This window comes from Salinicola corii, assembly GCF_008298015.1.
Taxonomy (GTDB): Bacteria; Pseudomonadota; Gammaproteobacteria; order Pseudomonadales; family Halomonadaceae; genus Salinicola; species Salinicola corii.
Genome location: NZ_VTPX01000003.1, coordinates 326,178 through 349,524 on the forward strand (window position 1 = coordinate 326,178; position 23,347 = coordinate 349,524).

The following is a 23,347-nucleotide window of genomic DNA, read 5'->3' on the forward strand; positions in this document are numbered from 1 at the left end:
GCGATGCTTGATAAGGCGCGGATCGTCATCCGCTCTAGATGCGTTGCGGGTCGAACGGGCCGATCCGGACAAGATTCTCCGGATCGTGCTCGCCACCCAACTGGTCGGTCGAAAAATATTCGCGGCTGATGAGCGGTGCCTGCCAGCGATCCGCAAGACGTTTGAATAGTCCCCACGAAGCCTGATTGTCGGGGGTGATGGTGGTTTCCAGGTGATTCAGGCTGGCGAGCTCCGGTCGAGTCAGTACGGCCTCGACCAGGCGGCGGGCGAGGCCTGTACCGCGAGCTTTCTCCCCCACGGCGACCTGCCACAGAAAATAGATGTCCGGTGTGGCGGCTTTGACATAACCGGAAACGAACCCGACGATCTCGCCCTCTTCCGTCGTCGCCACGGCGCAGCTATCGCGGAACTGGGTGGCAAGCAGCAGATAGGCATAGCCTGAGTTGACATCCAGCGGTGGGCAGGCCTTGACCAGTTCATAAATACCCCAGCCATCTTCGGTCGTAGGCTTGCGGATGAACAGAGGCATGTCTGGCTTGCCCACGACAGCGTCGGCAACGGTCGGCCGCGCCAAGTCCGCCGAGGGGGTGAATGCCGGGTTGGGATTGGTCATCGTCATCATCGTTATGGCGAAATTGGGATCAAGGATAACAGCGTGCTAGAAATGCTTCAAACGGCAGGTTATTTTGCCGCGCCAAATCAATAAATATTATTTATATGGCTGTTCTCGCTCTCTTGCCTATCAAGTTTAGACGAGCCCCGAAAAAACGTGGCGTGAATGAGGATTATCGAACGCCAGTCACTCGAGGGTTTCCGACCTGCAGGAGCCGGCCGTCCGGCCGGAAACGACAATGGCCGCCTTCTCAGGCGGCCATTGGACTCAAGCACCGATCGAGGCCGGTCAGCGTCGCGTGACGCTTCGCATGGTGACGAACTCTTCCGCCGCGGTCGGATGGATGCCCACCGTGGCGTCGAAGTCGGTCTTGGTCAGCCCGGCACGCACGGCAATCGCGATGCCCTGTATCGTTTCTCCAGCCTCGTCGCCCACCATGTGGGCTCCGACCACCCGATCGCTGGCATCGTCCACCACCAGCTTCATCAGGCAACGCTCGTCGCTGCCGGATAGCGTGTGCTTCATCGGGCGGAAATCCGCGCTGTAGATGCGTACCGCTTCGAATCGCTCGCGCGCTTCTTCTTCGGTGAGACCGACGGTGCCGATGTTGGGATGGCAGAATACCGCCGTGGCGATGTTCTGGTAGTCGAGCGGCCCCGGCGTCTTGTCGCCATAGTGGTGCTGGACCATGTGCATCGCCTCCGCCAGGGCCACCGGGGTCAGTTCGGGGCCGCCGGTCACGTCACCCAGGCCGAGGATCGAGGGCACGGAGGATTCGTATCGATCATTGACCTTGAGCGTGCCATCGGTGTTGAGTTCGACCCCGAGCGTCTCCAGCCCCAGACCTTCGAGGTGCGGGCGACGGCCGGTGGCGACCAGCACCGCGTCCACCTCGAGCCGTTCGCCGTTGGTCAAGGTGACCTCGAGTCCACCCTCGACCTTGCGGATACGCTCGATGTTGGCCTCGAAATGCAGGTTGACGCCCTTCTTGGCCATCTCGTCGCGGGTGAATTCGCGCACTTCCTGGTCGAATCCCCGCAGGAACAGCCCGCCGCGGTAGATCAGGTGCGTATCCGCCCCCAATCCGTTGAAGATGCTGGCGAACTCGACGGCGATATAGCCGCCGCCCAGCACCAGGAAACGGCGCGGGAAGCTGTCGAGATCGAACACCTGGTTGGAGTTGACGGTCAGTTCGCTGCCCTCGAACTGGGGCGTCCAGGGCCAGCCCCCGACCGCAACCAGTATCTTCTCGGCGGTGATGTGCTCGCCGTTGATCTCGACGGCGTTGGCGTCGACGAGCTTGGCACGACCGTTGATCAGCCTGACGCCGGCACCTTCCAGCAAGCGGCCGTAGATGCCGTTGAGGCGCTTGATCTCCTCGACCTTGTTGTCACGCAGCGTCGCCCAGTCGAAAGCCGGCGCCTGGGGAATCGTCCAGCCGAATCCACGGCTATCCTCGAATGCATCGTGAAAGTGGGCAGCGTAGGAGTACAGCTTCTTCGGCACGCAACCCACGTTGACGCAAGTGCCGCCGAGATAGCGGTCTTCGGCAACGGCGACCCTGGCGCCGGTCGCTGCGGCGGTGCGCGCGGCGCGGACGCCACCCGACCCGGCCCCTATCACGAAAAGGTCGTAATCGTAATTCGCCACTGTGAGACTCCTAGAGACATGTTGGGGAGATCATACCAGCCCGGCGCCGGCGTCGGAAAAGTCCGAAACTATCGGGGTGATATAAAAAATGCTTTGGTGTTATGGCGCTAGCGCTCGCGTGGTCGATCCTGGCAGCTTCGAAAATATCGGCGGATGGCCTAGAATCGCTGATTCGATCGCGAACCAACACGTTCGCCCCACCACACACTCAGGTTACCGTCATGAACGATATCCAGACTCTCCTCGAACAGAACCGGCGCTGGGCCGACGGGATTCAGCAGCGCGATCCGAACTTCTTCGCTCAACTCTCCCAGCAGCAGAATCCCGACTATCTCTGGATCGGCTGCTCCGATAGCCGAGTTCCTGCCAATCAGATCGTGGACCTGCCACCCGGCGAGGTGTTCGTGCATCGCAACGTTGCCAATCTGATCTATCACAACGACATGAATGCACTGTCGGTCATCCAGTTCGCCGTCGACGTGCTCAAGGTCAAGCACATCATGGTCGTGGGCCACTACGGCTGTGGCGGCGTCAAGGCTGCGATCACCGGTGGCGAGCATGGCATCGTCGATTACTGGCTCAACAGCGTCAGCGAACTCTATCAGCAGCTTGGGCCGGAGATGGAGCCGCTCTCGCTGGACGAACGGATCGACCGGCTGTGTGAGCATAACGTGCGGCTGCAGGTTGCCAACCTGTGTCGCACCAAGATCATCCAACGGGCCTGGGAACGAGAGCAGCCCTTATCGGTGCACGGCTGGGTCTACGGGCTCAAGGACGGTCGCGTCAACGATCTGGGCTGCACTGTGTCCCGTGCCGACCAGACGGGAAGCATCCGCATCCAGCCGACCATTCCCGCTCAGACTTGATCGCTCCACGTTCGCGACGCGCCGTTCATTGCCGTCTATTCAGCGGCTGAATGGCGCGTAACAAGATTTCGATTGGGCTGGCCGATCGTCTATCAGTATGGTGATGATCGACAGGCTCCTCGTTATCGTTAGCCCGATCGATCCCGTAACGACGTTCAATAACAATAGCGGAACCCGCGATGCGTCTCACAACGTTCATGCTCGGCCTTCTGGTCGGGGGGCTGCTGATGCCTCTCCTGACGGAGACCTCCCTGGCCGACGACAGGCCCATTACGCTCAGGGTGGCTTACGATACCGACCCGGTGTCGCTGGACATCCAAGAACAGCTCTCCATCGGCATGCTTCAGTTGTCGCACCTCGCCTTCGACCCGCTGGTTCGCTGGAGCCGCGAACTCGATTTCGAACCCCGCCTCGCCACCCGCTGGGAGCGGCTCGACGACACGACGGTGCGCTTCCATCTACGCCACGGCGTAACGTTCCACAGCGGTAATGCGTTCACCGCCAGGGATGTCGTCTGGACGCTGCACCGGTTGCAACGGAGCCCGGACTTCAGGGCCATCTTCGCGCCGATAACCCGGGTAGAGGCGGTGGATGCGTTCACCGTGGACTTGCATACTCGCCAGCCCTACCCGCTTCTGCTCAACCTGGCCACCTATATCTTCCCGATGGACAGCCGGTTCTACTCCGGCACCTCGGCCAGGGGGCGCGACAAGAGCGAGATCGTCAAGAACGGCAATTCATTCGCCTCGAGTCACCTGTCGGGTACCGGTCCCTTCGAGGTCGTGAAACGCCAGCCCGGCGCCAGGATCGAGTTCGAGCGATTCCCGGACTACTGGGACACCGACTCCCCCGGCAACGTCGACCGCCTGGTGATGACGCCCATCGCCGAGAACGCCACCCGCGTTGCCGCTCTGCTCGCCGGCGACGTCGATTTCATCTCTCCGGTTCCCTTCAACGCGGTCCAGCGGCTTCGTCACGCCGAAGGGATAGAGCTGGTCACCATGCCAGGCACCCGTATCACCATGCTGCAGCTCAACGAGCAGCGCGTGGCGGCCTTTCGCGACCGACGCGTGCGCCTCGCCTTCACCTACGCAGTCAACCAGACCGCCATTGCCGAGCGCCTGCTGAAGGGGTTTGCGACCCCCGCGGCGCAGATGTCGCCCCAGGGGTACGCGGGCCATGTCCCGACGCTGACTCCACGGCACGATCTCGCCAGGGCTCGCGCACTGATGCGTGAAGCCGGCTACGGCGATGGCTTCACGGTCACCCTGATGGCTCCCAACAACCGCTATGTCAACGATGCCCAGACGGCGCAGGTGGCGCTGGCGATCGCCGCGATGCTGGCCAAGATCAACGTCACTGTCGAGTTCGAGACCCTGCCCAAGAACCAGTACTGGGCCGAGTACGACAACCGCGCAGCCGACATGATGATGATGGGTTGGTATTCGGATACCGGCGACTCCGCCAATTTCTTCGAGTACCTGACCTTCTGTCCCGACGCCGATACCGGCGCGGGTCGATACAATGCCAGCGAATACTGCAATCCGCGGATCGATGCGCTGGTGGAGCGGGCGAACCTCACCACGCAGCCGGCGGCTCGTGCCCGGCTGCTGCAGCAGGCCGAACAGGAGATTCACGACCAGGCCCCGTTCATCCCATTGTACTGGCAGAATCTCGCCTGGGCGGCGACCGATCGCGTCGATATCGCGCCGGTGCTCAACGTCATGAACATGCCCTACCTGGGTGACGTGGTGGTCCATCCCCGATGATATTCTTCCTGATGCGCCGGCTGTTGCAGGCCGTGGCGGTGATGTTCGTCATCAGCGTGATCGGATTCGCCGTTCAGGGCGGCCTGGGAGATCCTGTCCCGCAGATGCTGGGGCCGACGGCGACCGACGCCGAGTCGGCGGCGCTGCGACATTCGCTCGGCCTGGATCGACCGCTGTGGATGCAGTACCTGCACTTCGCCGGCAACGCCGTGAAGCTGAACTTCGGCGACTCCTATTTCTTTCATGAGCCCGCGCTCGATGTCATCGCGCGTTACCTCCCGGCCACCCTGGAGCTGGTTGCCGCCAGTGCCGTGATCACGCTGCTGCTGTCGGTGCCGATGGGCATCTTCTGCGCGATTCGTCCTCGCAGCTGGCTATCGCGAGGGCTGATGGGGCTGTCGCTGATCGGTATCTCGGTACCGATCTTCCTGACCGCCATGGTGCTGATCCAGCTCTTCTCGATCGGCGTCCAGGTGACGCTGTTTCCCATGGATACCGGATGGGGGCAGTGGCTCAACCAGCTGCTTTCCATCGACGGCGGGATGCCGGCCTACGGCCGTGGCAACCCCATCCATGTCTGGGGAGTCTGGTACACCAACTTTGCTTCGTGGCAGGGGCTCCTCTATCTGCTGCTGCCCGCCCTCTCCCTGGCGTTCGTCATGCTGCCGCTGTTCGTTCGCCTGATCCACGCCGAGATGGTGGAAGTGCTGGAGTCGGACTACGTGAAATACGCCCGGGCCAGGGGCCTGCGACCGTCACGGATCTACTTCCTGCACGCGCTGAAGAACACCCTGCTGCCGGTGGTGACCCTCGGCGGCGTCCAGATCGGCACGCTGGTGGCCTACACCCTGTTGACGGAGACCGTGTTCCAGTGGCCCGGTGCCGGGTTGATGTTTCTCGACGCCATCGAGCGGGCCGACATGCCGCTGGTCGTCGCCTATCTGATGGTGGTCGGGCTGATGTTCGTGGTGACCAATACCCTCGTCGACCTGCTCTATCGGGTCCTGAATCCGCGGGTAACGCTGAGCGGGAGGAGCGCATGAGTTTCGAGAACGGCACGCCGTCTACGGCGTGGCGTCGCTTCCGCGATTCCTATTTTCTCTACCGGCTGCAGCGAGACCGCCGCGCCCAGGTCTGTCTGCTGCTGTTCGGGTTACTGATGGTCGGGCTGCTGCTCACACCCTGGATCGCCCCGAGCAATCCCTACGACCTCGCCCAGATCAGCCTGCTCGATTCCGAGCTGCCTCCGTTCTGGGTAGCGGGCAGCGAGCCTGGCCACCTGCTGGGCACCGATGCCCAGGGACGGGACCTGTTGTCGACCATGCTGTATGGCGCTCGCGTTTCGCTGGCGATCGGCTTCGGGGCGGTGCTCGTCCAATCCCTGCTGGGGACGGCACTGGGCCTGCTCGCGGGTTATCGGGGAGGCGTCGTCGACGCGCTGCTGATGCGGGTGGCCGATATCCAGCTGTCGTTCTCGACCCTGATGATGGCCATCATCGTCGGTGCCGTGGTCAAGGCGGCTTTCGGCGGCGCATTCTATGGCGAGTACGGCATCGCGATCCTGATCACGATCATCGGCTTGAGCGAATGGCCGCAGTATGCCCGTACCGTGAGGGCCAGCGTGCTGGCCGAAAAGCGAAAGGACTATGTCGACGCCGCACGCGTGCTGGGTTTCTCCGGCCATCGCATCATGTGGCGGCACATTCTTCCCAATACCCTGTCGCCGATTCTGGTGCTCTCCACGGTCCAGATCGCCAATGCCATCATGGCCGAAGCGGCGCTGTCGTTCCTGGGCCTGGGAATGCCCGAGACCGAGCCCTCGCTGGGGTCGCTGATCAAGTCCGGGTTCGACTACCTGCAGTCCGGCTCCTGGTGGATCACACTGCTGCCCGGGCTGTTGCTGGTGATGCTGGTGCTGGTCGTCAACCTGCTGGGGGACTGGTTGCGCGATACGATGAATCCCCGTCTTTACAAGGGCTAGTGCCATGGCGCTGCTGGAAGTGGAGCATCTCGATGTGCGTTTCCCGTTGAGGCACGGCGAGATCCGCGCGGTGCGCGACGTGAGCTTCGCGCTCGATCGCGGCGAGCGTCTGGGGATCGTGGGCGAATCCGGCGCCGGCAAGTCGGTGCTCGCCTTCAGTTTGCTGAGGCTGCTCTCCCGCCCAGGGCGCATCGTCCGGGGCCAGGTTCGCTTCGAGGGGCGCGAGCTGACCCAGCTGTCCGATCGCCAGCTGCGCCGGGTCCGGGGCAATCGGGTGGCGATGATCTTCCAGGATCCGCTGACGACACTCAACCCGGTGCTGACCATCGGCCAGCAGATGATCGAGAGCCTGAAGGCGCACCGCCGGATCTCCTCCCGTCGGGCCAGGAGTGTGGCGCTGCACAAGCTGCGCCAGGTCCAGATATCATCTCCCGAGCAGCGCCTCGCCCAGTATCCGCATCAGTTGTCCGGCGGCCTTTGTCAGCGGGTGGTCATTGCCATCGCGCTACTGCTCGATCCCGACATCATCATTGCCGACGAACCCACCACCGCGCTCGATGTCACCATCCAGGCGGAGATCATCGCCCTGCTCAAGCAACTGTGCGAGAAGCACAACGTCAGCCTGATCGTGATCTCCCACGACCTGGGGGTCATCGGCCGACTGACGCAGCGTCTGCTGGTGATGTACGCGGGCCGCATCGTCGAGCAGGGGCCGACGCGGGAGATCATCAACGACGCCCAGCACCCCTACACCCAGGGATTGATCAACGCCCTGCCCCAGATGGCGCTGCCCAGACAGCCGCTGGCACAGATTCCCGGCACCATGCCGAGTCTGTCCCAAGTGCCGGGAGGGTGCGCCTTCCATCCGCGCTGTCGCTACCGCTTCACGCCGCAGGGCCTGCCCCGCCAGGACTGCCGTGAACGGATTCCCGAGGCGGTTGCGTCCGGCGAGAGCCGGGTCGCCTGTCACTGGGTGCGGGAACTGATAGCCACCCTGCCCATCGAGGAGGAGACGACATGACACCTGCCGATTCGCTGCAGGCGCTCGGTCGTGCCGCCGATGCGGCGACGCCGTTGCTCAAGGTCCAGGATCTCAGCAAGCGTTTCGCGCTGCATCCGGAACGCCTGCTGCCGTGGCGGTTCGACAAGCGTGCGCGCGCCTGGCGTCGTCAGCGAATTCACGCGGTCAACGGCGTCGATCTGGAAATTCAGCGCGGCGACGCGCTCTGCGTGGTGGGGGAATCGGGATGCGGCAAGTCGACCCTGGCCCGCCTGATCATGGGGCTGCTGACGCCCAGCGGCGGCGAGGTTCACTACGACGGACAGCGCGTCGACCGCCTCAAGGCGAGCCAGTGGCGGCCCTACCGTCGGCGCTTGCAGATGATCTTTCAGAACCCCTACGCCTCGCTCAATCCTCGCCTGACGGTACGCCAAGCCCTGGAAGAGCCCATTCGCCTCCACCACGCCGACTGGCCGCGTGCCCGGGTGCGCGACAGAGCCGATGCGTTAATGGCCGACGTGGGGATCGATCTCGGCTGGGGCGAGCGTTTTGCGCACGAGTTTTCCGGCGGTCAACGACAACGTATCGCCATCGCCCGGGCCCTCAGCGTGGACCCGGAGTTCGTCATTGCCGACGAGCCCGTCTCCGCACTGGATCTTTCCGTGCAGGCCCAGATTCTGAATCTGCTCATGGACGCCCAGGCCGAACGTCGTTTGACCTATCTGTTCATCACCCACGATCTGGCGGTCGTCGAACACTTCGCCACGCGAGTCGCGGTGATGTATCTGGGCACGATCTGTGAACTGGCGGATGCCGATAGCCTGTTCACCCGCCCCCGTCATCCCTATACCCGAGCGCTGCTGGCAGCGAGCCCTCGCCTGCAGGACGGGCATGCCCCGCCGCTGCGCCTGAACGGTGAAGCCTCGATGCCGGTCGAGCCGCCGGACGGCTGTGTGTTTCGGGCCCGTTGCCCGCACGCCAACAGCCGCTGCCAACGCGAGCGCCCGCTGCCACGGGCATTGCCCGGTGGCCAGCGGGTCGCCTGCCATGCCGTCGAGGAGGGGCGAATCTGATGAAGGTCTCCAATAGTCGCCCCCGGGCCCATCGGGTAGGCTGTGCCGGATCGATGCGAGGCCATGCCAATTCGCTGACCGGTGCCGCGCAACAGCAGGATTCACGACAGAGAAACCCATGGAACTACGTTGGCTAGAGGATTTCATCGTCCTGGCCGAAACGCGTCATTTTTCTCGCGCTGCCGATCAGCAGAACGTTACCCAACCGACCTTCTCGCGGCGTATCAAACTGCTCGAGGAGTCGATGGGGGCGACGCTGATCAATCGCCAGACGCTGCCGCTGAGCCTGACCCCGGCTGGCGAAGAGTTCCTGATCCTGTGTCAGCAGATCACCGAGCGGGTCCGGGTGACGCGGGAGCGGCTGAACAACCTCGACCGGGAAGACGCGCGGCGGGTCAAGCTGGCAGCGCCGCAGAGCCTGGTCACCCATTTCGTGCCGGGCTGGCTCGAGGCGAATGCGCTCAAGGCCAAGGTCGAACCCTATCTTCGTGCCACGAGCTGGCTGATCGGGGAGTATTTCCAGGCGCTGGAACGCGGCGAGGTGGATCTGGCACTGTGCTACTGGCCGGAGGGCCGCACGGCGATGGATATCGACCTCGGTGGCGTGCGCTACCTCGAGATCGGCGAAGAACGCCTGGTGCCAGTCAGCCTGGCCACGCTCGATGGACAGCCGCGCTTCATGCTGCCGGGCAGCAAGCGCGAGCCGGTACCGCACATCGCCTATCACCCCAGCGGGCTGATCGCGGCGGCGCTACAGGCCCACTGGGGGCGTTCTCGGCAAGAGGTCCACCTCACCACGCTCAACGAAAACGTCCAGACATCCAACATCCGCGAACTGGTACAACAGGGGTATGGTCTCGGATGGCTACCCTGGCGTACGGTTCATCATCTGCTCGAAACTGGCGAACTGACTCGAGCCGGCGACCAGCGCTGGGACGTGCCGCTGTCGCTACGCCTCTATTTTCGTCACGATAACCGTCATCCCTCGCTGCCGGGGCTGCTGAAGCAGCTGGCTTCCGGCCAGATGACCAGTCCCACGACAGGAAACGCGCCATGACCTCTCAAACCGATAGCGCCGAGACGCGCCAACGCGCCCACCTGGAGCGCCTGGAGGCGGCCTACGCCAGCATCCTGGCCACTCAGGGATTCGATGCCGTTCTCATCTACAGCGGCCACGCTGGCGTGCATTTTGCCGACGATCAGGAGACTTCTTTCAAGGGCTATGGACACTTCGTCCACTGGACCGGTGCGAGTCACCACCAGCATGACTGGTTGCTGATCCAACCGGGCAGCAAGCCCCGGTGGTATTACTACGCGCCGGCGGACTTCTGGCATCTCGCCACGCTGGCGCCGACGGGCGTGCTGGCGGAAATGCTGACGCTGGAGCCGTTGCGTGACACCGGCTGGCCGCCCCCTCGGCAGATCTCCGCACGGCGACTGGCGGTGATCGGCAACCTGGATGCATCGTCGATGCCACTGGGGGCCGAACTCAATCCACCGGCACTGCTGGCGGCGCTGGATGAACTGCGCATGCGCAAGGACGATTACGAGCGCCACTGCCTGTTCGTCGCCAATCAGTGGGCACTGGCGGGCCACGAAGCGGCCCGCGCCGCCTTTGCCGATGGCGCCGGCGAACTCGATATCCAGCTCGCCTATCTCGCCGCGACTCGTCAGCGAGAATCGCAGGTGCCCTACCAGAACATCATTGGTATCAATCACCACGCCGGTACCCTCCACTATCAACACTACGACGTGGAGGCGCCCGACGTACCGCGCTCGCTGCTGGTCGATGCCGGCCATGCCCATGCCGGTTACGCGGCGGACATCACCCGTACCTGGGCTTCCGCTCACGCCGATCCGCTGTTCGAGCGCCTGGTCCAGGGCGTGAAAGACTATCAACGGCGCCTGATTGCCCGCCTGGCCCCGGGCCTGGACTTCGTCGATCTGCATCGGGATATGCATCGACATCTGGCCGAACTATTGGTGGAGACACGCCTGATATCGATCAGTGCCGAGGCAGCGGTGGAGTGCGGCCTGACCCGCGCGTTCTGTCCCCACGGGCTGGGACACAGCCTGGGGATTCAGGTCCACGACGTGGGTGGACGCCAGCGCGATAATCGAGGAACGCCGCTACCGCCACCGGCCGCGGACCCTGCCCTGCGCCTGACTCGCGTCCTCGACGCTGGCATGGTCGTCACCATCGAACCCGGGCTCTATGTGATTCCGATGCTGCTGGCGCCATTCCGCCATGGCGCTCAGCGTGACGCGGTCGACTGGTCTGTCGTCGATCGACTGCAGGATCATGGTGGCATCCGGATCGAGGACAATGTGATTGTCACCACGGATGGCCATGACAATCTGACGCAAGACAAACTGATCGCCGAGGGCTGAGCACGCCATGGCAAGCACGATCGTATCGGCCGACTTCCAGGCGCCGGCGGGGTTGCGAAACGCTCACATCCAGACGCTGCTGCCACGGATTCTACCCGGGAGGGATCTAGAGCGAGAGATCGAAATCGTAAACCTGCCGGATGGCGATTTCGTGGAGCTGGCCTGGGCTCGGCCACCACCGCCGCGAGACGATGCACCGATCTTCCTGCTTTTCCACGGCCTGGAGGGATCCTTCGATTCGCCTTATGCCCGCGAACTGCTCCATGCGGCGGCAAGATTGGGATGGCGTGCCGTGTTGATGCATTTTCGCGGCTGCGGACAGACGCCGAACCGGCTGCCACGGGCTTACCACTCGGGCGATACCGCCGATGCCTACTGGATCGTGGGGCAACTGGCACAACGCTACCCCCAGGCGGTCATGGTGGCTGCCGGCGTTTCGCTGGGCGCAAACATGCTGCTCAAGCTGGTCGCAGAACAAGGTGGTGACGGCCTGCCCCTGGAAGGGGCCATTGCGATCAATGCACCGCTGGATCTGGCCGCGAGTGCCGACTCCCTCAATCGAGGCATATCCCGCATCTATCAACGGTATCTGCTGCGCCAGCTCAAGCGCAAGGTGTTGATCCGACTGAAGACCACACCGTTGCCGCTCAATATCAACGCGGGCCAGATCCGTCAGTTGAACAGCTTCTGGGCCTACGACAATGATGTCACCGCCCCACTACATGGATTCCACTCCGCAACCGACTACTATCGCCGGGCGTCGGCGGGGCCGCTGCTAGGCGAGATAGAGCTGCCGACGTTGATTCTGCACGCGGAGGATGACCCGTTCATGCCGGCGGATCTGTTCTCGCGGCTACCGCCGCCCTCGCCATCGGTTCGGGTCGAGATTGCCCGCCATGGCGGGCACGTCGGTTACGTGGAGCGACGTGGCGGACGCCTTCGCTCCTGGTTGATCCGCCGTGTCGAAGGACAACTGCGGCAGTGGTCCCCGCAGCGGCAGGAGCGAGCGGCGTCCTCTCACCTCTCCTGTCCATAGAGCGGTCGGGAGCGGCGGCGGAGAATCTCCGCCGATGGCTGGATCCCGGCCTGCGATCAGGCCGGGATCGGGCAAGTGACGCCGGTTCCCTTCAAGCCACAGTACCCATTGGGATTCTTGGCGAGATACTGCTGGTGATACTCCTCGGCGTAGTAGAACGTCTCCAGCGGACGAATCTCGGTGGTGATCGTCCCGAGCCCCTGCTCCTGCAGGGCTGACTGGTACTCGTCCCGGCTCTGCTCAGCGGTCGCCCGCTGCGACTCGCTGGTGGTGTAGATCGCCGAACGATACTGGGTGCCGAGGTCGTTGCCCTGACGCATGCCTTGGGTCGGATCGTGGGCTTCCCAGAACGTCCCCAGCAGGGACTCGAGCGTTATCTGGGCCGGGTCGTAGACGACCAGGACGACCTCGGCATGCCCTGTCTTCCCCGTGCAGGTCTCCTCGTAGGTCGGGTTGGGCGTGATGCCGCCGGCATAGCCCACCGCCGTGACTTTCACGCCATCCCGTTCCCAGAACAGTCGCTCGGCGCCCCAGAAACACCCCAGCCCGAGCACGACCTGCTCGGTGCCGGCCGGAAACGGCGGCAGCATAGAAGCGCCATTGAGCAGATGTTCCCCGCGGATCTGAATGGGTGTTTCGCGGCCCGGCAATGCCGTCTCCGCGGTCGGCAGCGAATCGGAACGTCGTTGAAACATGGCTTGCCTCCGAGTGATCGAGGCCGGCGTGCGGTCATGGCGCACGCCGGGAGTGTCGATTGAGTGGGTCAGGTGCCGTTGGCACGACCCAAGCTAAAGGTGTAGATCAGATCGACGGCCTGCGCCGCCCCGGAAACGGCCTGTAGATACAGATTCTGAATCAGGCGGTAACGCAGGGTCAGCTCGGCGATGGGAGAGAATATGCCGACGCCATAGCTCACCTTCAAGTCGTCGAAGACGTAACCACTGACCACGACCTGACTGTCATCGCCCGATCCCGAGGCATCCAGGCTCAGGTCCTGAACGCCGAACGCCTGGCCGACCTGCCCCACGGCGCTGCCGGTCTGAGAGAGCGAGAGCCCGATCAGGGCCGAAGTCAGGGCATCGTCTCCGCTACCCGAGTCCTCGGGCGCCCGACCTCGCAGAATGTAAGAGAGCGCACGACTCTCGGTCATTGCCGGCTCGGAGAAGATCGTCAGCCGTGGCGCGGAAGCGGAGCCCGTCACCCGCAAGCCCGCGATCACATTGTCTTCGGTGGTGTCCGGGTTGCGGATGGCTTCGAACTGCAGGCTAGGTTGCGACGCCGGGCCGCTGAACAGGACCTGGCCCTGCCGGATGATGAGATCCTGCCCGAAAGAGGTGTAGGTACCATCGACCAGGTTGACGTCTCCATACAGCTGAACCGGGCCGGTGCCCTGACGCACCTGTAGCTCTCCCCGGAGGCCAGCTTCGAGCCCATAGGCCTCCAGCTTCATGTCGGGCCCCAGGTGCAGGTTGACGCGGACGTCGAGTTGCATCCCTGCATCGGCCAGGGCCTGGGCGGTGCCGGCACCTTCGTCGTTCTGTTGGGCGGCGGCCTGCTGCTGCCGATCCTCTTCCTCGGTAATCACGACGGCATCGCTGCTGGGCGCTTGCGCGGACGAGGGAATCTGACCGACTTCCAGGCGTGCCCATGGCACGCTCACATCCCCCCGGACCTGCAAGCGCTGGGGCATCGCACGAATCTGCAGGTCCGGCGCTATCCGCAGGCGCCCGTAGGCCGGCATCGCCACCATCAACGGGGCTTCGGTGCCGTCGATATCCGCATTGGCTCGCCAGTTGCCGGGCTCCTGCCAATTGGCGTCCCCGGTCAGGTCAAGTCGTCCATCTTCACTCTGGACGAACCCTTGCAGGGTCGATGACTGGCCCTGCAGCGTCAGCGTCAGTTGCCCATCGGTCACCGCCACCGGCGACATGTCGCCCTTGGCCTTGACACCGTCGATCGTGACGTCGCCGTTCAAGGCTGGCATCGCTATCGTGCCACCCAGCGAAACGTCGCCATTGATGGCACCTTCCAACTGATCGATCCCGGATACCAGTGGCCGATAGGGACTGAATCGCAGGTCGCTCATCTGCAGGCGTCCCTGGAGCGAGCCTTGCCCCGCTGGGTCGTCGATCCGGGCCTGCAACTGCACCCGGCCGGCATTTTCCAGTTGGAGCTCGAATTGCGTCTGGGCTCGCTGCTGGTTGGCGTCCAGCGACAGAGACATCGCCGCCGCCGGCACCCGCCAGGGAGCCCCGCGCGCGTCGACACCACGGACATCGACACGGCTATCGATATCGGCCGTGGCAGCCCAGGCCTGGCCGCCGCGTGACCAACTGGCTATCACATTGCCGTTTGTCTGGCCGTCGACCTGCCATCCGCTCGGCATGAAATCGTTGAGCAATGCCATCGGGATGTCGTCGATCGAGAGTGCCGCGCGTCCCTGTGCAGCCGACGCGTTCATGCGCTCGGCCAGGCAGAGCGCGCCCCCCTGTTGGCGATCGAGGCAGAACGGCGAGATCGTCGCGCTGGAGTTGGTCAGGTTGGCGCTGAAGTCTAGCGAGTCGCGTAGTGCGATGTCTCCGTAGTCGGTCGACACCGAGAGCCGAGAGAATGCGCCCCGATAGTGCTGGAGCGCGCTGTCCAGACCGCCCTGCAGCCTCACGGAAGCCTGGGCGACCGGCAGACCTTCGCCACCGCTCACGTCGAGCGAAAGCTGATGTCGCGACAGTCGCCCCTGGAGGTCCAGATCGACGCTCCGAAGCTGCTGTCCGCCGGCCTGGATTCCGCTGGCGTTCAAGTCGACGTCGAACTGGGGGTCCTGGGTGCCGGTGGAAGTGGCCTTCAACGCCAACTGGTCGAGACGGTTTTCCGCGTATCCCACGTCGCTGCCCTGCAGGTCGACCGTGATCTGCGGCCTTTCGAGCGTGCCGCGCCCCCGGAAGTGGCCGCGCAGCGCGCCCGAGAGATCGGGTAGGATCGTGCCCAGTGCCGGAGCGTCGATCTGACCATCGATGGCGAGATTGTCGTCGATGCGGCCGTTGGCGGTCACCCGGTTGTCGCCCTGGCGAAAGTCGAGCGCACGGATGTTCCACTGCATGTCGCTGTTGCCGTCGAGACGCGCGTTCAGCTTGAGCGCACGCTGCTGCAGCCGGCCGTCGATCGTCAGTTGTGGTACCGACAGCTGCCAGCCGCCGTCGTCACGCATGGCGAAGGCCGTGCGTGCCTGGCCGTTCAGTTGCCCCGTCACGGCTTGGGTGAACGCCCCCAGCGGAAGCTGCTCGAAATCCAGATTCACACTGGCCGAGAGTGCCGGTGTCCAGCGTACGGTGCCCTGGCTATTGAGCTGGCCGCCCTTGGCCGCCAGCCGCATCGGTTTCCAACGGAAATGATCGAGGTCCCCTTCACCAGCGGCAGTCAGCGTCACCGGGGGCAGCCCCTCTCCTTGACCGGCAAGATCGACGCTGGCGCGGTAGTCGTCGAGCCGACCTTCGACATCCAGGGCGAGGTGATCGAGCTGGTACTGCGCTGGGGGCTGCTCGGTCCCCTGGATACCGCGAAGCTCGCGGGCACCCAGGATCGCGACTTCATCGACTCCGCCGTCCAGGTCGGTGAGCGGCGCGAAGGGCCGGGATACCAGCGGCCAGCGCAGCCGTTCGGCGTTGACGTTCACCGAAAACGGCAGCCCCGGCTCGAACGCCTGGAGTTTCGCATCGACCGCCGCCTCTGCGTTTCCGGTCGTGCGCAATCGGATATCCAGGTCGGCCAGCGTCCCACTGGCGTCGAGCGATAGCGTCTGGCCGTAGACCGGCGCTCGTGTGACGCGCCCCCGCAATGACAGGGAGAGCGGAACGTCGCCCCCCAGCTCGGCACTGGCGGTGAGTTCGGCATGACCATCGGGCGCATCCACCATCAGCCGGTGAATCTCGATCCGACGATCGACCGCGGAAGCCGACAACGTCAACTTGTCGAGACGTTGTGGGCTCGGTCCCTCGAGTCGCAGGTCGCTGACCGTCAGATCCGGTATCTCGACCTCCAGCGGCACCTGAATATTGGGCAGCCGATCGCGGATCTCCCGCAGGCTCTGCTCGATGCTCTGGACCCGCACATCGGTCTGCCCGGCATCGCCGTCGGCAACGTTGGCAGCGGCTGCCAGGGTCAACGGCGTCAGCGCCATGGCGATCGGGTCGTCGGGCGGCGCGGCGGAATCCGTGAGCGGAGTGGAGGGTTTGGCACCGCCCTCATCGGCGGGCGTGTTGATGGCGACCGACACATCGATGGCATCCGAACTCAAGACCCCGCTTCCCAGGTCGGGCGCTGCCAGCGTCCGGCCCGGCGTGTCGGGAAGCGCGATGCGAGTCCGCTCCAAAGTCGTCGGTAGCAGTTTCAGGTGGTTGCCGGACATCTCGGCACCGGTTCGGAAATGATCCCAGTGCACGTTGGTGCCGTCGGCGAGATGAATGCCGACGTCGTCCAGGCGCACCTGGCGAATCTCGATGGGCAGTGGCACGGAGATGGACGGCATGCCACCGTCTTCGGCCGCTTCCGGCTCGGGGGGCGGCCGGGATTCGCTCTCGCCCAGCCGAACTCGCGCGCCCGCGATCGTCAAATCATCCAGACACACCCGCCCCTTGAGCAGGCAATCGTCCGCCCAGGCCAGGTGGAGACGGTCCACGGACAGGTCCAGTGCGCCAGCAGAGAGGCGCAGACCTTCGACGGTCAGTTCATCGAGCGGCGCGCCTTCGAAACGTTGTGCCTCGACCCAGCCTCGCGACTGGGCCTGCTCGAACAACCATTGGCTACCCCAGGGAGACAATCCCAGCCCGGCCAGCGTCAGAACCAGACCCAGCAACCACAGGATCAGGAACAGCAGCAGCCGAATCAGAACTCCGGTCCGATGGAGAAATGAAGACGCCAAGAGTCCTCCTCGTCGTCAAACGGATGGGCAATATCGAAACGGATCGGCCCAACGGGTGATATCCAGCGCACGCCGATGCCTGCGCCGGTCTTGAGTTCATCGGGCCACCACTCGTCGAAGGCGTTGCCGGTATCGACGAAGGTCGCACTCCAGAAATTGCCGGTAAGGTGTCGTTGATACTCGACGCTGCTGGTCAACATGTGCTGCCCGCCGAGCAGCTCGCCGTCATCGTTTTCCGGTGACAGGCTCTCGTAGGAATAGCCGCGTATGCTCTGGTCGCCACCGGCGAAGAAGCGTAGCGAGGGCGGTATCTTGTCGAAGGTATTGGTGGCCATGGCGCCCCCACCGATACGTCCGACGAAGCGGTTTTCGCTACCGAGCATCCGAACCCACTGGGAGTTGAAGGTGGTACGCACAAAGCGGGCATCCGACCCCCACGAAGGATCGGACCACTCCAGGGTCAATTCCTGCTTGTCGCCCCAACTCGGGAAGATCGGGTTGCGTTTTCGTGTCCGCGACCAGCTGATGCCGGGATAGAGCAGCAGCACGGCAGCGTCCTGGTCGGCCTGGGTGAAATCCTCGTAGGTGGTCTGCCAGTAGAGATCCTGGATCCAGCCGTTGGAGAACTCCCAGTGGCGGGCCACCTGCACCGAGCTCTCGAAGCTCTTGGTGTCCTCGTTGTCGATATTCTTGAGGCCGTAGCGAACCCGATAGCTGTCTCTCAGCGGCGTTTCCAGCGGGATCCTGTACTCCCCCGAGAAGCGCTGCTCCGGGCCCGAGAGATAGAGCGAGTTGGTCAGGCTGTGCCCATAGCGATTGAGCCAGGGCATGGTCCAGGAAAACTGGGTCCGCGGGCCCACGTCGGTGGCGTAGCCGACACCAACCTCGAACTGATGGCGGTCGGCCGGTGTCAGCTCGACATCGACGGGTACTACCGTGGGCCGGCTATCGGTCAACTCGCGCGCCATGCTCAGTCCCGGCCCGCCGAGCACGCTGGACGGATCGGCCGTGGTGTCGCGTCCGGTCGATTCGCTCCACCACGGGCTGGGGGTGGTGGATGTGGCCTCTTCGTTCACCCGCGGACGCACCGCCACGCCAGCGAACCAGTCGGTTTGCCCGAGATTCTGGTTGAGCGTGGCGAGATCACCAGCGAGATACGGGTCGCCAGGCTCGAAGGGAATCATGTTTTTCAACCGGCGCGGTTCGATCTGGCTTCCCTGGAAGTGCACATGCCCGAATCGATAGCGTTGACCACTGTCGAGATCGAGGAAGATGCGGGCGCTATTCTCCCAGGGACGCACTTCGATCCGTTGTTGACGGAAGCGAGAATTGAAGTATCCGCGCTCCAGCGCCAGGGTCGACATCTTTCCCTTGAAACCGTCGTAACGAGAATGCAACAGCGGATCACCGACCTTGAGCGGATTCGAACGCATCACCTGCTCGAAGGCTTCGTCCTGCTTGGCGTCGCCCTCCAGCGAAACGTCGACCTGGGTGATCTTGGCGCGCTCGCCTGGCTCGACATCGATCACGACCTGACGATTGTCTGTGTCGGGGTAATGGGTAGCCAGTTTGGCGTTGTAGTAGCCAAAAGCCTGTAGCGCCTGCTCGGCACGATTCCTGACGACTCCGTCCAGACGTTCCCGGGTAGCCTGGCTGTCGGGCTCGAGTTCGGACAGGATGTTGATCACGTTCTCCGCCGGAGGCCCGCTCAATCCTTTGACCGTCACATCGAGTGCCCAGGCGTGCCCTGCGGCAGGCAGCGCCAGGCAAATGAGTCCCGTCCGTAGGACCTTGACTTGCCGCATTACATCAACCTCCGCCGCGCTGTAAGTCGGAAACGTCCGTGATCAAGGAGGCCACGCGGCTCGTCAATTGCGAGCGGCTGGCCTCGAGAGATCCCAGTCTCTCCCTGAGCTCGCGAATCTGGGCGGTACTCGCTCCCGTGGGCAGCGCATCGACACGTGACTGCAAAGACTCGAGACTCGCATTGAGAGCCGTCTGGCCTTGCCGAAGTTCCGTCATCGAGCTGCGAATTTGATTCAAGGCGTCGGATGATGGCACGTCTTTTTTGGCAAGGGCCTCGACACGGGATTCGAGGTCGGCGACGGAAGCGCGCAGATCGGTCGAGTCGCTCCCTTCGACCTGTTGCGAAAGGGCTTGTTGAGATTGACGCAACTTTTCGAGCGAGGTTGTTAGCTGCTCCGATAGCGCCTGACGGGCCTGCTGCTGCTGATCGAGCGAATTCCCTACCGAGTCGAGGCGATCGTTCTGTTGTTGCTGGCCACCCTCGAGCGAAGTCAGCCTGGCGGCCAGCGCCCCGCGCTCGTCCTTTCCTGTGCTTTCGAGGGCATCGAGCGAGGATTTCAGCGTGCCAATCAATGCCTGCAGATTCCGATCGGAGTCCTGCAACTTCTCGATCTGCCGAGTCGTTTGGTCGTCCGGCTGGGAATCCGCCACTCGCGTTTCCAGGCTCCCTATCGCCGCTCGCGTGGCTTCCAACTGGTCACGCAAGCGATCGAACTCGGCCCGCAAGCTTTCACCGGAAGCGTCCAGTGTCGATCCGGTCGCATCGACACGCTGGTTGAGCCTGTCGATCTGGGCGCTCTGTGCTTCCAGCCGCTGAAAAAGCTGCCAGCCTCCCGCGCCCGCTCCGGCAATCAGTAGCAGAATGAGAAACCACAGCGGCCACACTCTGGGCCGGCCGCGTCCGGGAGACCCTGGGTAACGAGACGCACCCGACCGGCGTGTCGTCATGTCGTCTCGATCTGGAACGATGGTTGGGGATGCGCGATGCTCGTCGGATTGTGATGGCATTGCCGTCGTGTACCTTGCCAATAGTGATGCGGATACTGCGAGAGAACAGGAGGCTCGGCATCCGGGGCCTAGAGCCCGGATGCCTGTCCAGACGCGTCAGTCATGGAAACCACTATGCCACGAAAAGCTGGCCTCGGGCGGCTGACGGGATCACGTTACGTGAAAGCCGGCATAAAACCCAGGCTTGGCAGCGGTCGGCTCGCGTGATAGTGGCAGCGGCCCGATCACCATCGCCGGATTGGCGATGAAGGTCGCGTTCGCGGTAGCATGCCCGCCACCCGCGGAGCGTAATGTGGCCCTCTCTCCCCCTATCGTCGATGAGCCCGATGCCTGAATTCGCTACCCGATTCGAGTTGCCCGCCCTTCCGTTCGAGCGCCATTCACTGGAGCCCGATGTATCCCGGGCCCAGGTCGACCTGCTCTACAGTCACTACCATCGCCGCCATATCGATACGCTCAACGCTCGAGGCGCAACGATACACGGGCACTCTCTGTCGAGTCTCGCCGAGCACGACGGAAACGCGATTCGCCGTTCTGCGCAGGAGGCCTGGAACCTGGTCTTCTTCTGGCACGGTCTCAGCGCCGGAAGCGTTGCGGTACCCGCTGTCCTGGCACGACGAATCGACCAGGCCTTCGGCGGTATTGGAGCGTTACAGTATCGATGGCGAGCTCACGTTCATGACGTCGCCGAGGGCTGGTCCTGGCTGACTGTCGACGCCAGTGGCGATCTGGAACTGCTGGCGTCGCCAACGGGAGAGCGCCCCGTAGGAGCGGCTCCGCTGCTTGCCATTGCGTTGGCCGAAGATGCGTACCGAATCGATTATCGTGGACGCTGCGGAGACTATTTCGATGCGCTGTGGCCCCACATGAACTGGGACTATGCGCAACTCAACCTCGAAGCGACCGGTTGAACGCCGGCCCTTGGGCCGGCGAGGCACGTATTCTCCGACGTTTGGGGCTAGGCGCGACGGCCGATGCCACGGTAGACAAAACCGCGAGAGGCGACGTAGGCCGGGTCGTAGATGTTGCGACCATCCAGAATGAGCGGTGTCTTCAGTGACTGCAGTAGCCGACGCCAATCCGGGTTCCAGTAACATTTCCACTCCGTTACCAGCATCAGGGTATCGGCCCCCTCACAAGCGCTGTAGAAATCGCCTTCGCACAACACCAGTTGCGGATGGTCGGGATAGAGCTCACCCAACGCATGCAGTGCCGCCGGATCATGGACCCTGACAGTGACACCCTGAGCCCACAGCGCTTCCAGCAACGTCAGGACCGGAGCATGGTCGATTCGCGCCGTTCCGGGTTTGAAGGCGGCCCCCCAGATGGCCACGGTGCGGCCTTCCAATTCCCCTTTGAAGTGGTTCCAGAGCTTGCGGAACAGCGTCTCTTTCTTACCTTCGTTGATGTCGAGAACGTGCTCCAGCAAATGAGACTCCCTCCCGGTCGAGTGCTGAACGTCGGCCAAACGCATCAGATCCCGTGAGAAATTGGGCCCACCGAAGCCACAGCCAGGGTAGAGATACTCGAAGCCGATGCGGGTATCAGCCCCCATCCCCTGCCGCACATACTCCACGTCCACGGCGAGCGAATCGGCAAGGCCTGCCAACTCGTTCATGAAGCTGATACGCGTCGCCAGCATGCCGTTGATGGCCAGTTTGGTCAGCTCGGCTGCGCGCCGGGGCATCAACTGGAATACCTCATGGCGGCGATTGAAGGCCCGCAGCAGTTCGCGGATCTGCCGGGTACCCCATTCGTCTTCACTGCCCAACAACCAGTGCGCGGGTCGGGTGAACGTTTCCCAAGCACGCCCTTCCTCGATGCGATCCGGTAGCGCCACGGCCACTTGGCCGGCGTGTCCGAGCAACGCCTCAAGTTTCTCCGTCTGCCCGACCGGGAACGTGGAGTTGTTGACGATGATCAGCGGCGTGCTCTGGCGCCCCGGCACCTGCTTGACATAACTTTCCGCCGACTCCCGTTGATCTGGAGAGAGTGCCAGCCAATGGACGTCAGCATCGGTATCGGTCGGCACTTCATCCACGATCGTCAACTGGCCGGAGTCTTCACCGGCCAGAATCTGGTCCTTGAGCCCCGGCTCGCTGATCAGCCAGTCGGCATTCGCCAGGTCCTCCCAACGAAAATCGGCATGTGGCATCCAGGTAACCTGATGCCCAACCGAGCACAATGCGGCGGCGGCGGTTGCCGCGGCCAATTCGCTACCATGTACGACCACGCGCATTGACTTAATCCTCGGCCGCGTATTGCTGAATCAACTGACGGAATCCCTCACCCAAGGTCGGATGCTTCCGCCCCAGGGCCAGTATCGCTTCGAGATAGCCGAGCTGGCTGCCACAGTCGTAGGTCTGGCCCTGCATGCGATAGGCCGCCGCACCGCTGTTCTTGCGCAGCGTCTCTATCGCATCTGTCAGTTGAATCTCGTTACCTGCGCCAGGGGGTGTTTCGGCCAGAATCGGAAAAATCTCGCCCGGCAGCAGATAGCGACCAATCACGGCCAGCGTGGACGGCGCCTCTTCGACCTTGGGTTTCTCGACCATGCCGGTCAGTGGTGCGCTCTTGCCTGCGGCGGGCTCGGCGCCCTCCAGTGCGACAATGCCATATTTGTACGTCAGTTCCCTGGGAACGGTTTCGACCATGATCTGGGCCTTGCCGGTGTCGTCGAACGCCTTGATCATGCCGGTGAGATCGTTGCTGGACATACCGTCGTCGTCGATGACCACATCGGGCAGCAGGACGGCGAACGGATCATTGCCGATGACCGGGCGGGCGCACAGGATGGCATGACCGAGCCCCAGCGCCTCCGGCTGGCGCACGCTGATGATATTGACGTCGTCCGGAATGATGTTGCGCAGTTCTTCGAGCAGTTCGTTCTTGCCCTTGGCCTCGAGCTGGGTCTCGAGCTCGAAATGCTTGTCGAAATGGTTCTCGATGGCGCTCTTCGAGGAGTGAGTGACCAGGACGATCTCCTTGATGCCCGCCTTTACCGCCTCGGTGACCACGTACTGAATCACCGGTTTGTCGACGATGGTGATCATCTCTTTGGGAATCGCCTTGGAAGCGGGCAAACAGCGGGTGCCGAATCCGGCGACGGGCAGTACGGCCTTGCGAATCATCTTTTAGGTCCTTCCCTTCCTGGGTATGAAATCAACGATTGCCGGTGTCCCGACTTCGTATCCTTCTGCTAGCTTAGCGGGCGAGAAGCCGAAAGCACAGTCGCAGAA

18 protein-coding genes are annotated in these 23,347 nt (G+C 63.3%); 10 read left to right on the plus strand and 8 right to left on the minus strand.

The window, feature by feature from the left end; translation table 11 throughout:
* Positions 1 to 34 precede the first annotated feature (34 nt).
* Positions 35 to 613, minus strand: coding sequence for a diaminobutyrate acetyltransferase (ectA, locus tag F0A16_RS08015; RefSeq protein WP_149434854.1), 579 nt, complete (start codon positions 611 to 613; stop codon positions 35 to 37).
* Between the two features lie 288 nt (positions 614 to 901).
* The gene (gene gorA / locus F0A16_RS08020) at positions 902 to 2,263 is read right to left on the minus strand and encodes a glutathione-disulfide reductase (RefSeq protein WP_149434855.1); all 1,362 of its coding nucleotides are present in this window, start codon (positions 2,261 to 2,263) and stop codon (positions 902 to 904) included.
* Positions 2,264 to 2,484: 221 nt separating this feature from the next.
* Between gorA and F0A16_RS08025 the strand changes: the two genes are divergently transcribed.
* The 9 genes from F0A16_RS08025 to F0A16_RS08065 all read left to right on the plus strand — a co-directional run bounded on the left by F0A16_RS08025 (position 2,485) and on the right by F0A16_RS08065 (position 12,379).
* A complete protein-coding gene (locus F0A16_RS08025) occupies positions 2,485 to 3,129 on the plus strand; it encodes a carbonic anhydrase (protein ID WP_149434856.1) in 645 nt (214 codons plus the stop codon).
* A gap of 179 nt (positions 3,130 to 3,308) precedes the next feature.
* The gene (locus tag F0A16_RS08030; protein WP_420853072.1) at positions 3,309 to 4,898 is read left to right on the plus strand and encodes an ABC transporter substrate-binding protein; all 1,590 of its coding nucleotides are present in this window, start codon (positions 3,309 to 3,311) and stop codon (positions 4,896 to 4,898) included.
* Positions 4,895 to 5,941 (plus strand): ABC transporter permease, encoded by a 1,047-nt coding sequence (locus tag F0A16_RS08035; RefSeq protein ID WP_149434857.1) that lies wholly within the window; start codon positions 4,895 to 4,897, stop codon positions 5,939 to 5,941. Before F0A16_RS08030 ends, F0A16_RS08035 begins: the two co-directional genes overlap by 4 nt.
* Positions 5,938 to 6,879 carry an ABC transporter permease gene (locus tag F0A16_RS08040; RefSeq protein ID WP_149434858.1) on the plus strand — a complete coding sequence of 314 codons (942 nt, stop codon included), beginning with the start codon at positions 5,938 to 5,940 and terminating at the stop codon, positions 6,877 to 6,879. The genes F0A16_RS08035 and F0A16_RS08040 overlap by 4 nt, the downstream gene beginning before the upstream one ends.
* A gap of 4 nt (positions 6,880 to 6,883) precedes the next feature.
* Complete coding sequence (locus F0A16_RS08045) at positions 6,884 to 7,900, plus strand: ABC transporter ATP-binding protein (RefSeq protein WP_149434859.1); 1,017 nt, start codon at positions 6,884 to 6,886, stop codon at positions 7,898 to 7,900.
* Positions 7,897 to 8,952 carry an ABC transporter ATP-binding protein gene (locus F0A16_RS08050; protein ID WP_149434860.1) on the plus strand — a complete coding sequence of 352 codons (1,056 nt, stop codon included), beginning with the start codon at positions 7,897 to 7,899 and terminating at the stop codon, positions 8,950 to 8,952. Before F0A16_RS08045 ends, F0A16_RS08050 begins: the two co-directional genes overlap by 4 nt.
* A gap of 118 nt (positions 8,953 to 9,070) precedes the next feature.
* Positions 9,071 to 10,009, plus strand: a complete 939-nt coding sequence (locus tag F0A16_RS08055; RefSeq protein WP_149434861.1) for a LysR family transcriptional regulator — start codon at positions 9,071 to 9,073, stop codon at positions 10,007 to 10,009.
* Entirely contained in the window at positions 10,006 to 11,343 is a 1,338-nt protein-coding gene (pepQ, locus tag F0A16_RS08060) for a Xaa-Pro dipeptidase (protein ID WP_149434862.1), read from the plus strand. Before F0A16_RS08055 ends, pepQ begins: the two co-directional genes overlap by 4 nt.
* Before the next feature lie 7 nt (positions 11,344 to 11,350).
* On the plus strand, positions 11,351 to 12,379 hold the full coding sequence (locus tag F0A16_RS08065) for a hydrolase (protein ID WP_149434863.1): 1,029 nt from the start codon (positions 11,351 to 11,353) through the stop codon (positions 12,377 to 12,379).
* Positions 12,380 to 12,435: 56 nt separating this feature from the next.
* Here F0A16_RS08065 and msrA read toward each other — a convergent pair whose 3' ends face one another.
* From msrA to F0A16_RS08085, 4 genes are all read right to left on the minus strand, one after another.
* Positions 12,436 to 13,074: a peptide-methionine (S)-S-oxide reductase MsrA gene (msrA, locus tag F0A16_RS08070; RefSeq protein ID WP_149434864.1), complete on the minus strand. Its 639-nt coding sequence runs from the start codon at positions 13,072 to 13,074 to the stop codon at positions 12,436 to 12,438.
* 68 nt (positions 13,075 to 13,142) lie between these two features.
* Positions 13,143 to 17,294 carry an autotransporter assembly complex protein TamB gene (gene tamB / locus F0A16_RS08075; RefSeq protein WP_239023756.1) on the minus strand — a complete coding sequence of 1,384 codons (4,152 nt, stop codon included), beginning with the start codon at positions 17,292 to 17,294 and terminating at the stop codon, positions 13,143 to 13,145.
* A complete protein-coding gene (gene tamA / locus F0A16_RS08080) occupies positions 17,258 to 19,099 on the minus strand; it encodes an autotransporter assembly complex protein TamA (RefSeq protein ID WP_149434865.1) in 1,842 nt (613 codons plus the stop codon). The genes tamB and tamA overlap by 37 nt, the downstream gene beginning before the upstream one ends.
* Positions 19,100 to 19,103: 4 nt before the next feature.
* Positions 19,104 to 20,048 (minus strand): coiled-coil domain-containing protein, encoded by a 945-nt coding sequence (locus F0A16_RS08085; RefSeq protein ID WP_149434866.1) that lies wholly within the window; start codon positions 20,046 to 20,048, stop codon positions 19,104 to 19,106.
* Between the two features lie 386 nt (positions 20,049 to 20,434).
* Here F0A16_RS08085 and F0A16_RS08090 point away from each other — a divergent pair, with 386 nt between their 5' ends.
* The gene (locus F0A16_RS08090; RefSeq protein ID WP_187775942.1) at positions 20,435 to 21,019 is read left to right on the plus strand and encodes a Fe-Mn family superoxide dismutase; all 585 of its coding nucleotides are present in this window, start codon (positions 20,435 to 20,437) and stop codon (positions 21,017 to 21,019) included.
* A gap of 47 nt (positions 21,020 to 21,066) precedes the next feature.
* Here F0A16_RS08090 and F0A16_RS08095 read toward each other — a convergent pair whose 3' ends face one another.
* Both F0A16_RS08095 and galU read right to left on the minus strand, forming a co-directional pair.
* Positions 21,067 to 22,347: a nucleotide sugar dehydrogenase gene (locus F0A16_RS08095; RefSeq protein WP_149434868.1), complete on the minus strand. Its 1,281-nt coding sequence runs from the start codon at positions 22,345 to 22,347 to the stop codon at positions 21,067 to 21,069.
* 4 nt (positions 22,348 to 22,351) lie between these two features.
* Complete coding sequence (galU, locus tag F0A16_RS08100) at positions 22,352 to 23,239, minus strand: UTP--glucose-1-phosphate uridylyltransferase GalU (protein WP_149434869.1); 888 nt, start codon at positions 23,237 to 23,239, stop codon at positions 22,352 to 22,354.
* Positions 23,240 to 23,347 lie beyond the last annotated feature (108 nt).

What these genes read in the sequence shown, in the direction of transcription:
- F0A16_RS08035 (WP_149434857.1), top strand. Translation starts at nt 4,895, where the DNA reads ATGATATTCTTCCTGATGCGCCGGCTGTTGCAGGCCGTGGCGGTGATG.
- msrA (WP_149434864.1), bottom strand. Translation starts at nt 13,074, where the DNA reads ATGTTTCAACGACGTTCCGATTCGCTGCCGACCGCGGAGACGGCATTG.
- galU (WP_149434869.1), bottom strand. Translation starts at nt 23,239, where the DNA reads ATGATTCGCAAGGCCGTACTGCCCGTCGCCGGATTCGGCACCCGCTGT.
- F0A16_RS08090 (WP_187775942.1), top strand. Translation starts at nt 20,435, where the DNA reads ATGCCTGAATTCGCTACCCGATTCGAGTTGCCCGCCCTTCCGTTCGAG.
- F0A16_RS08050 (WP_149434860.1), top strand. Translation starts at nt 7,897, where the DNA reads ATGACACCTGCCGATTCGCTGCAGGCGCTCGGTCGTGCCGCCGATGCG.
- tamA (WP_149434865.1), bottom strand. Translation starts at nt 19,099, where the DNA reads ATGCGGCAAGTCAAGGTCCTACGGACGGGACTCATTTGCCTGGCGCTG.
- F0A16_RS08085 (WP_149434866.1), bottom strand. Translation starts at nt 20,048, where the DNA reads ATGACGACACGCCGGTCGGGTGCGTCTCGTTACCCAGGGTCTCCCGGA.
- F0A16_RS08095 (WP_149434868.1), bottom strand. Translation starts at nt 22,347, where the DNA reads ATGCGCGTGGTCGTACATGGTAGCGAATTGGCCGCGGCAACCGCCGCC.
- F0A16_RS08055 (WP_149434861.1), top strand. Translation starts at nt 9,071, where the DNA reads ATGGAACTACGTTGGCTAGAGGATTTCATCGTCCTGGCCGAAACGCGT.
- F0A16_RS08045 (WP_149434859.1), top strand. Translation starts at nt 6,884, where the DNA reads ATGGCGCTGCTGGAAGTGGAGCATCTCGATGTGCGTTTCCCGTTGAGG.
- F0A16_RS08030 (WP_420853072.1), top strand. Translation starts at nt 3,309, where the DNA reads ATGCGTCTCACAACGTTCATGCTCGGCCTTCTGGTCGGGGGGCTGCTG.
- pepQ (WP_149434862.1), top strand. Translation starts at nt 10,006, where the DNA reads ATGACCTCTCAAACCGATAGCGCCGAGACGCGCCAACGCGCCCACCTG.
- F0A16_RS08065 (WP_149434863.1), top strand. Translation starts at nt 11,351, where the DNA reads ATGGCAAGCACGATCGTATCGGCCGACTTCCAGGCGCCGGCGGGGTTG.
- ectA (WP_149434854.1), bottom strand. Translation starts at nt 613, where the DNA reads ATGACCAATCCCAACCCGGCATTCACCCCCTCGGCGGACTTGGCGCGG.
- F0A16_RS08025 (WP_149434856.1), top strand. Translation starts at nt 2,485, where the DNA reads ATGAACGATATCCAGACTCTCCTCGAACAGAACCGGCGCTGGGCCGAC.
- F0A16_RS08040 (WP_149434858.1), top strand. Translation starts at nt 5,938, where the DNA reads ATGAGTTTCGAGAACGGCACGCCGTCTACGGCGTGGCGTCGCTTCCGC.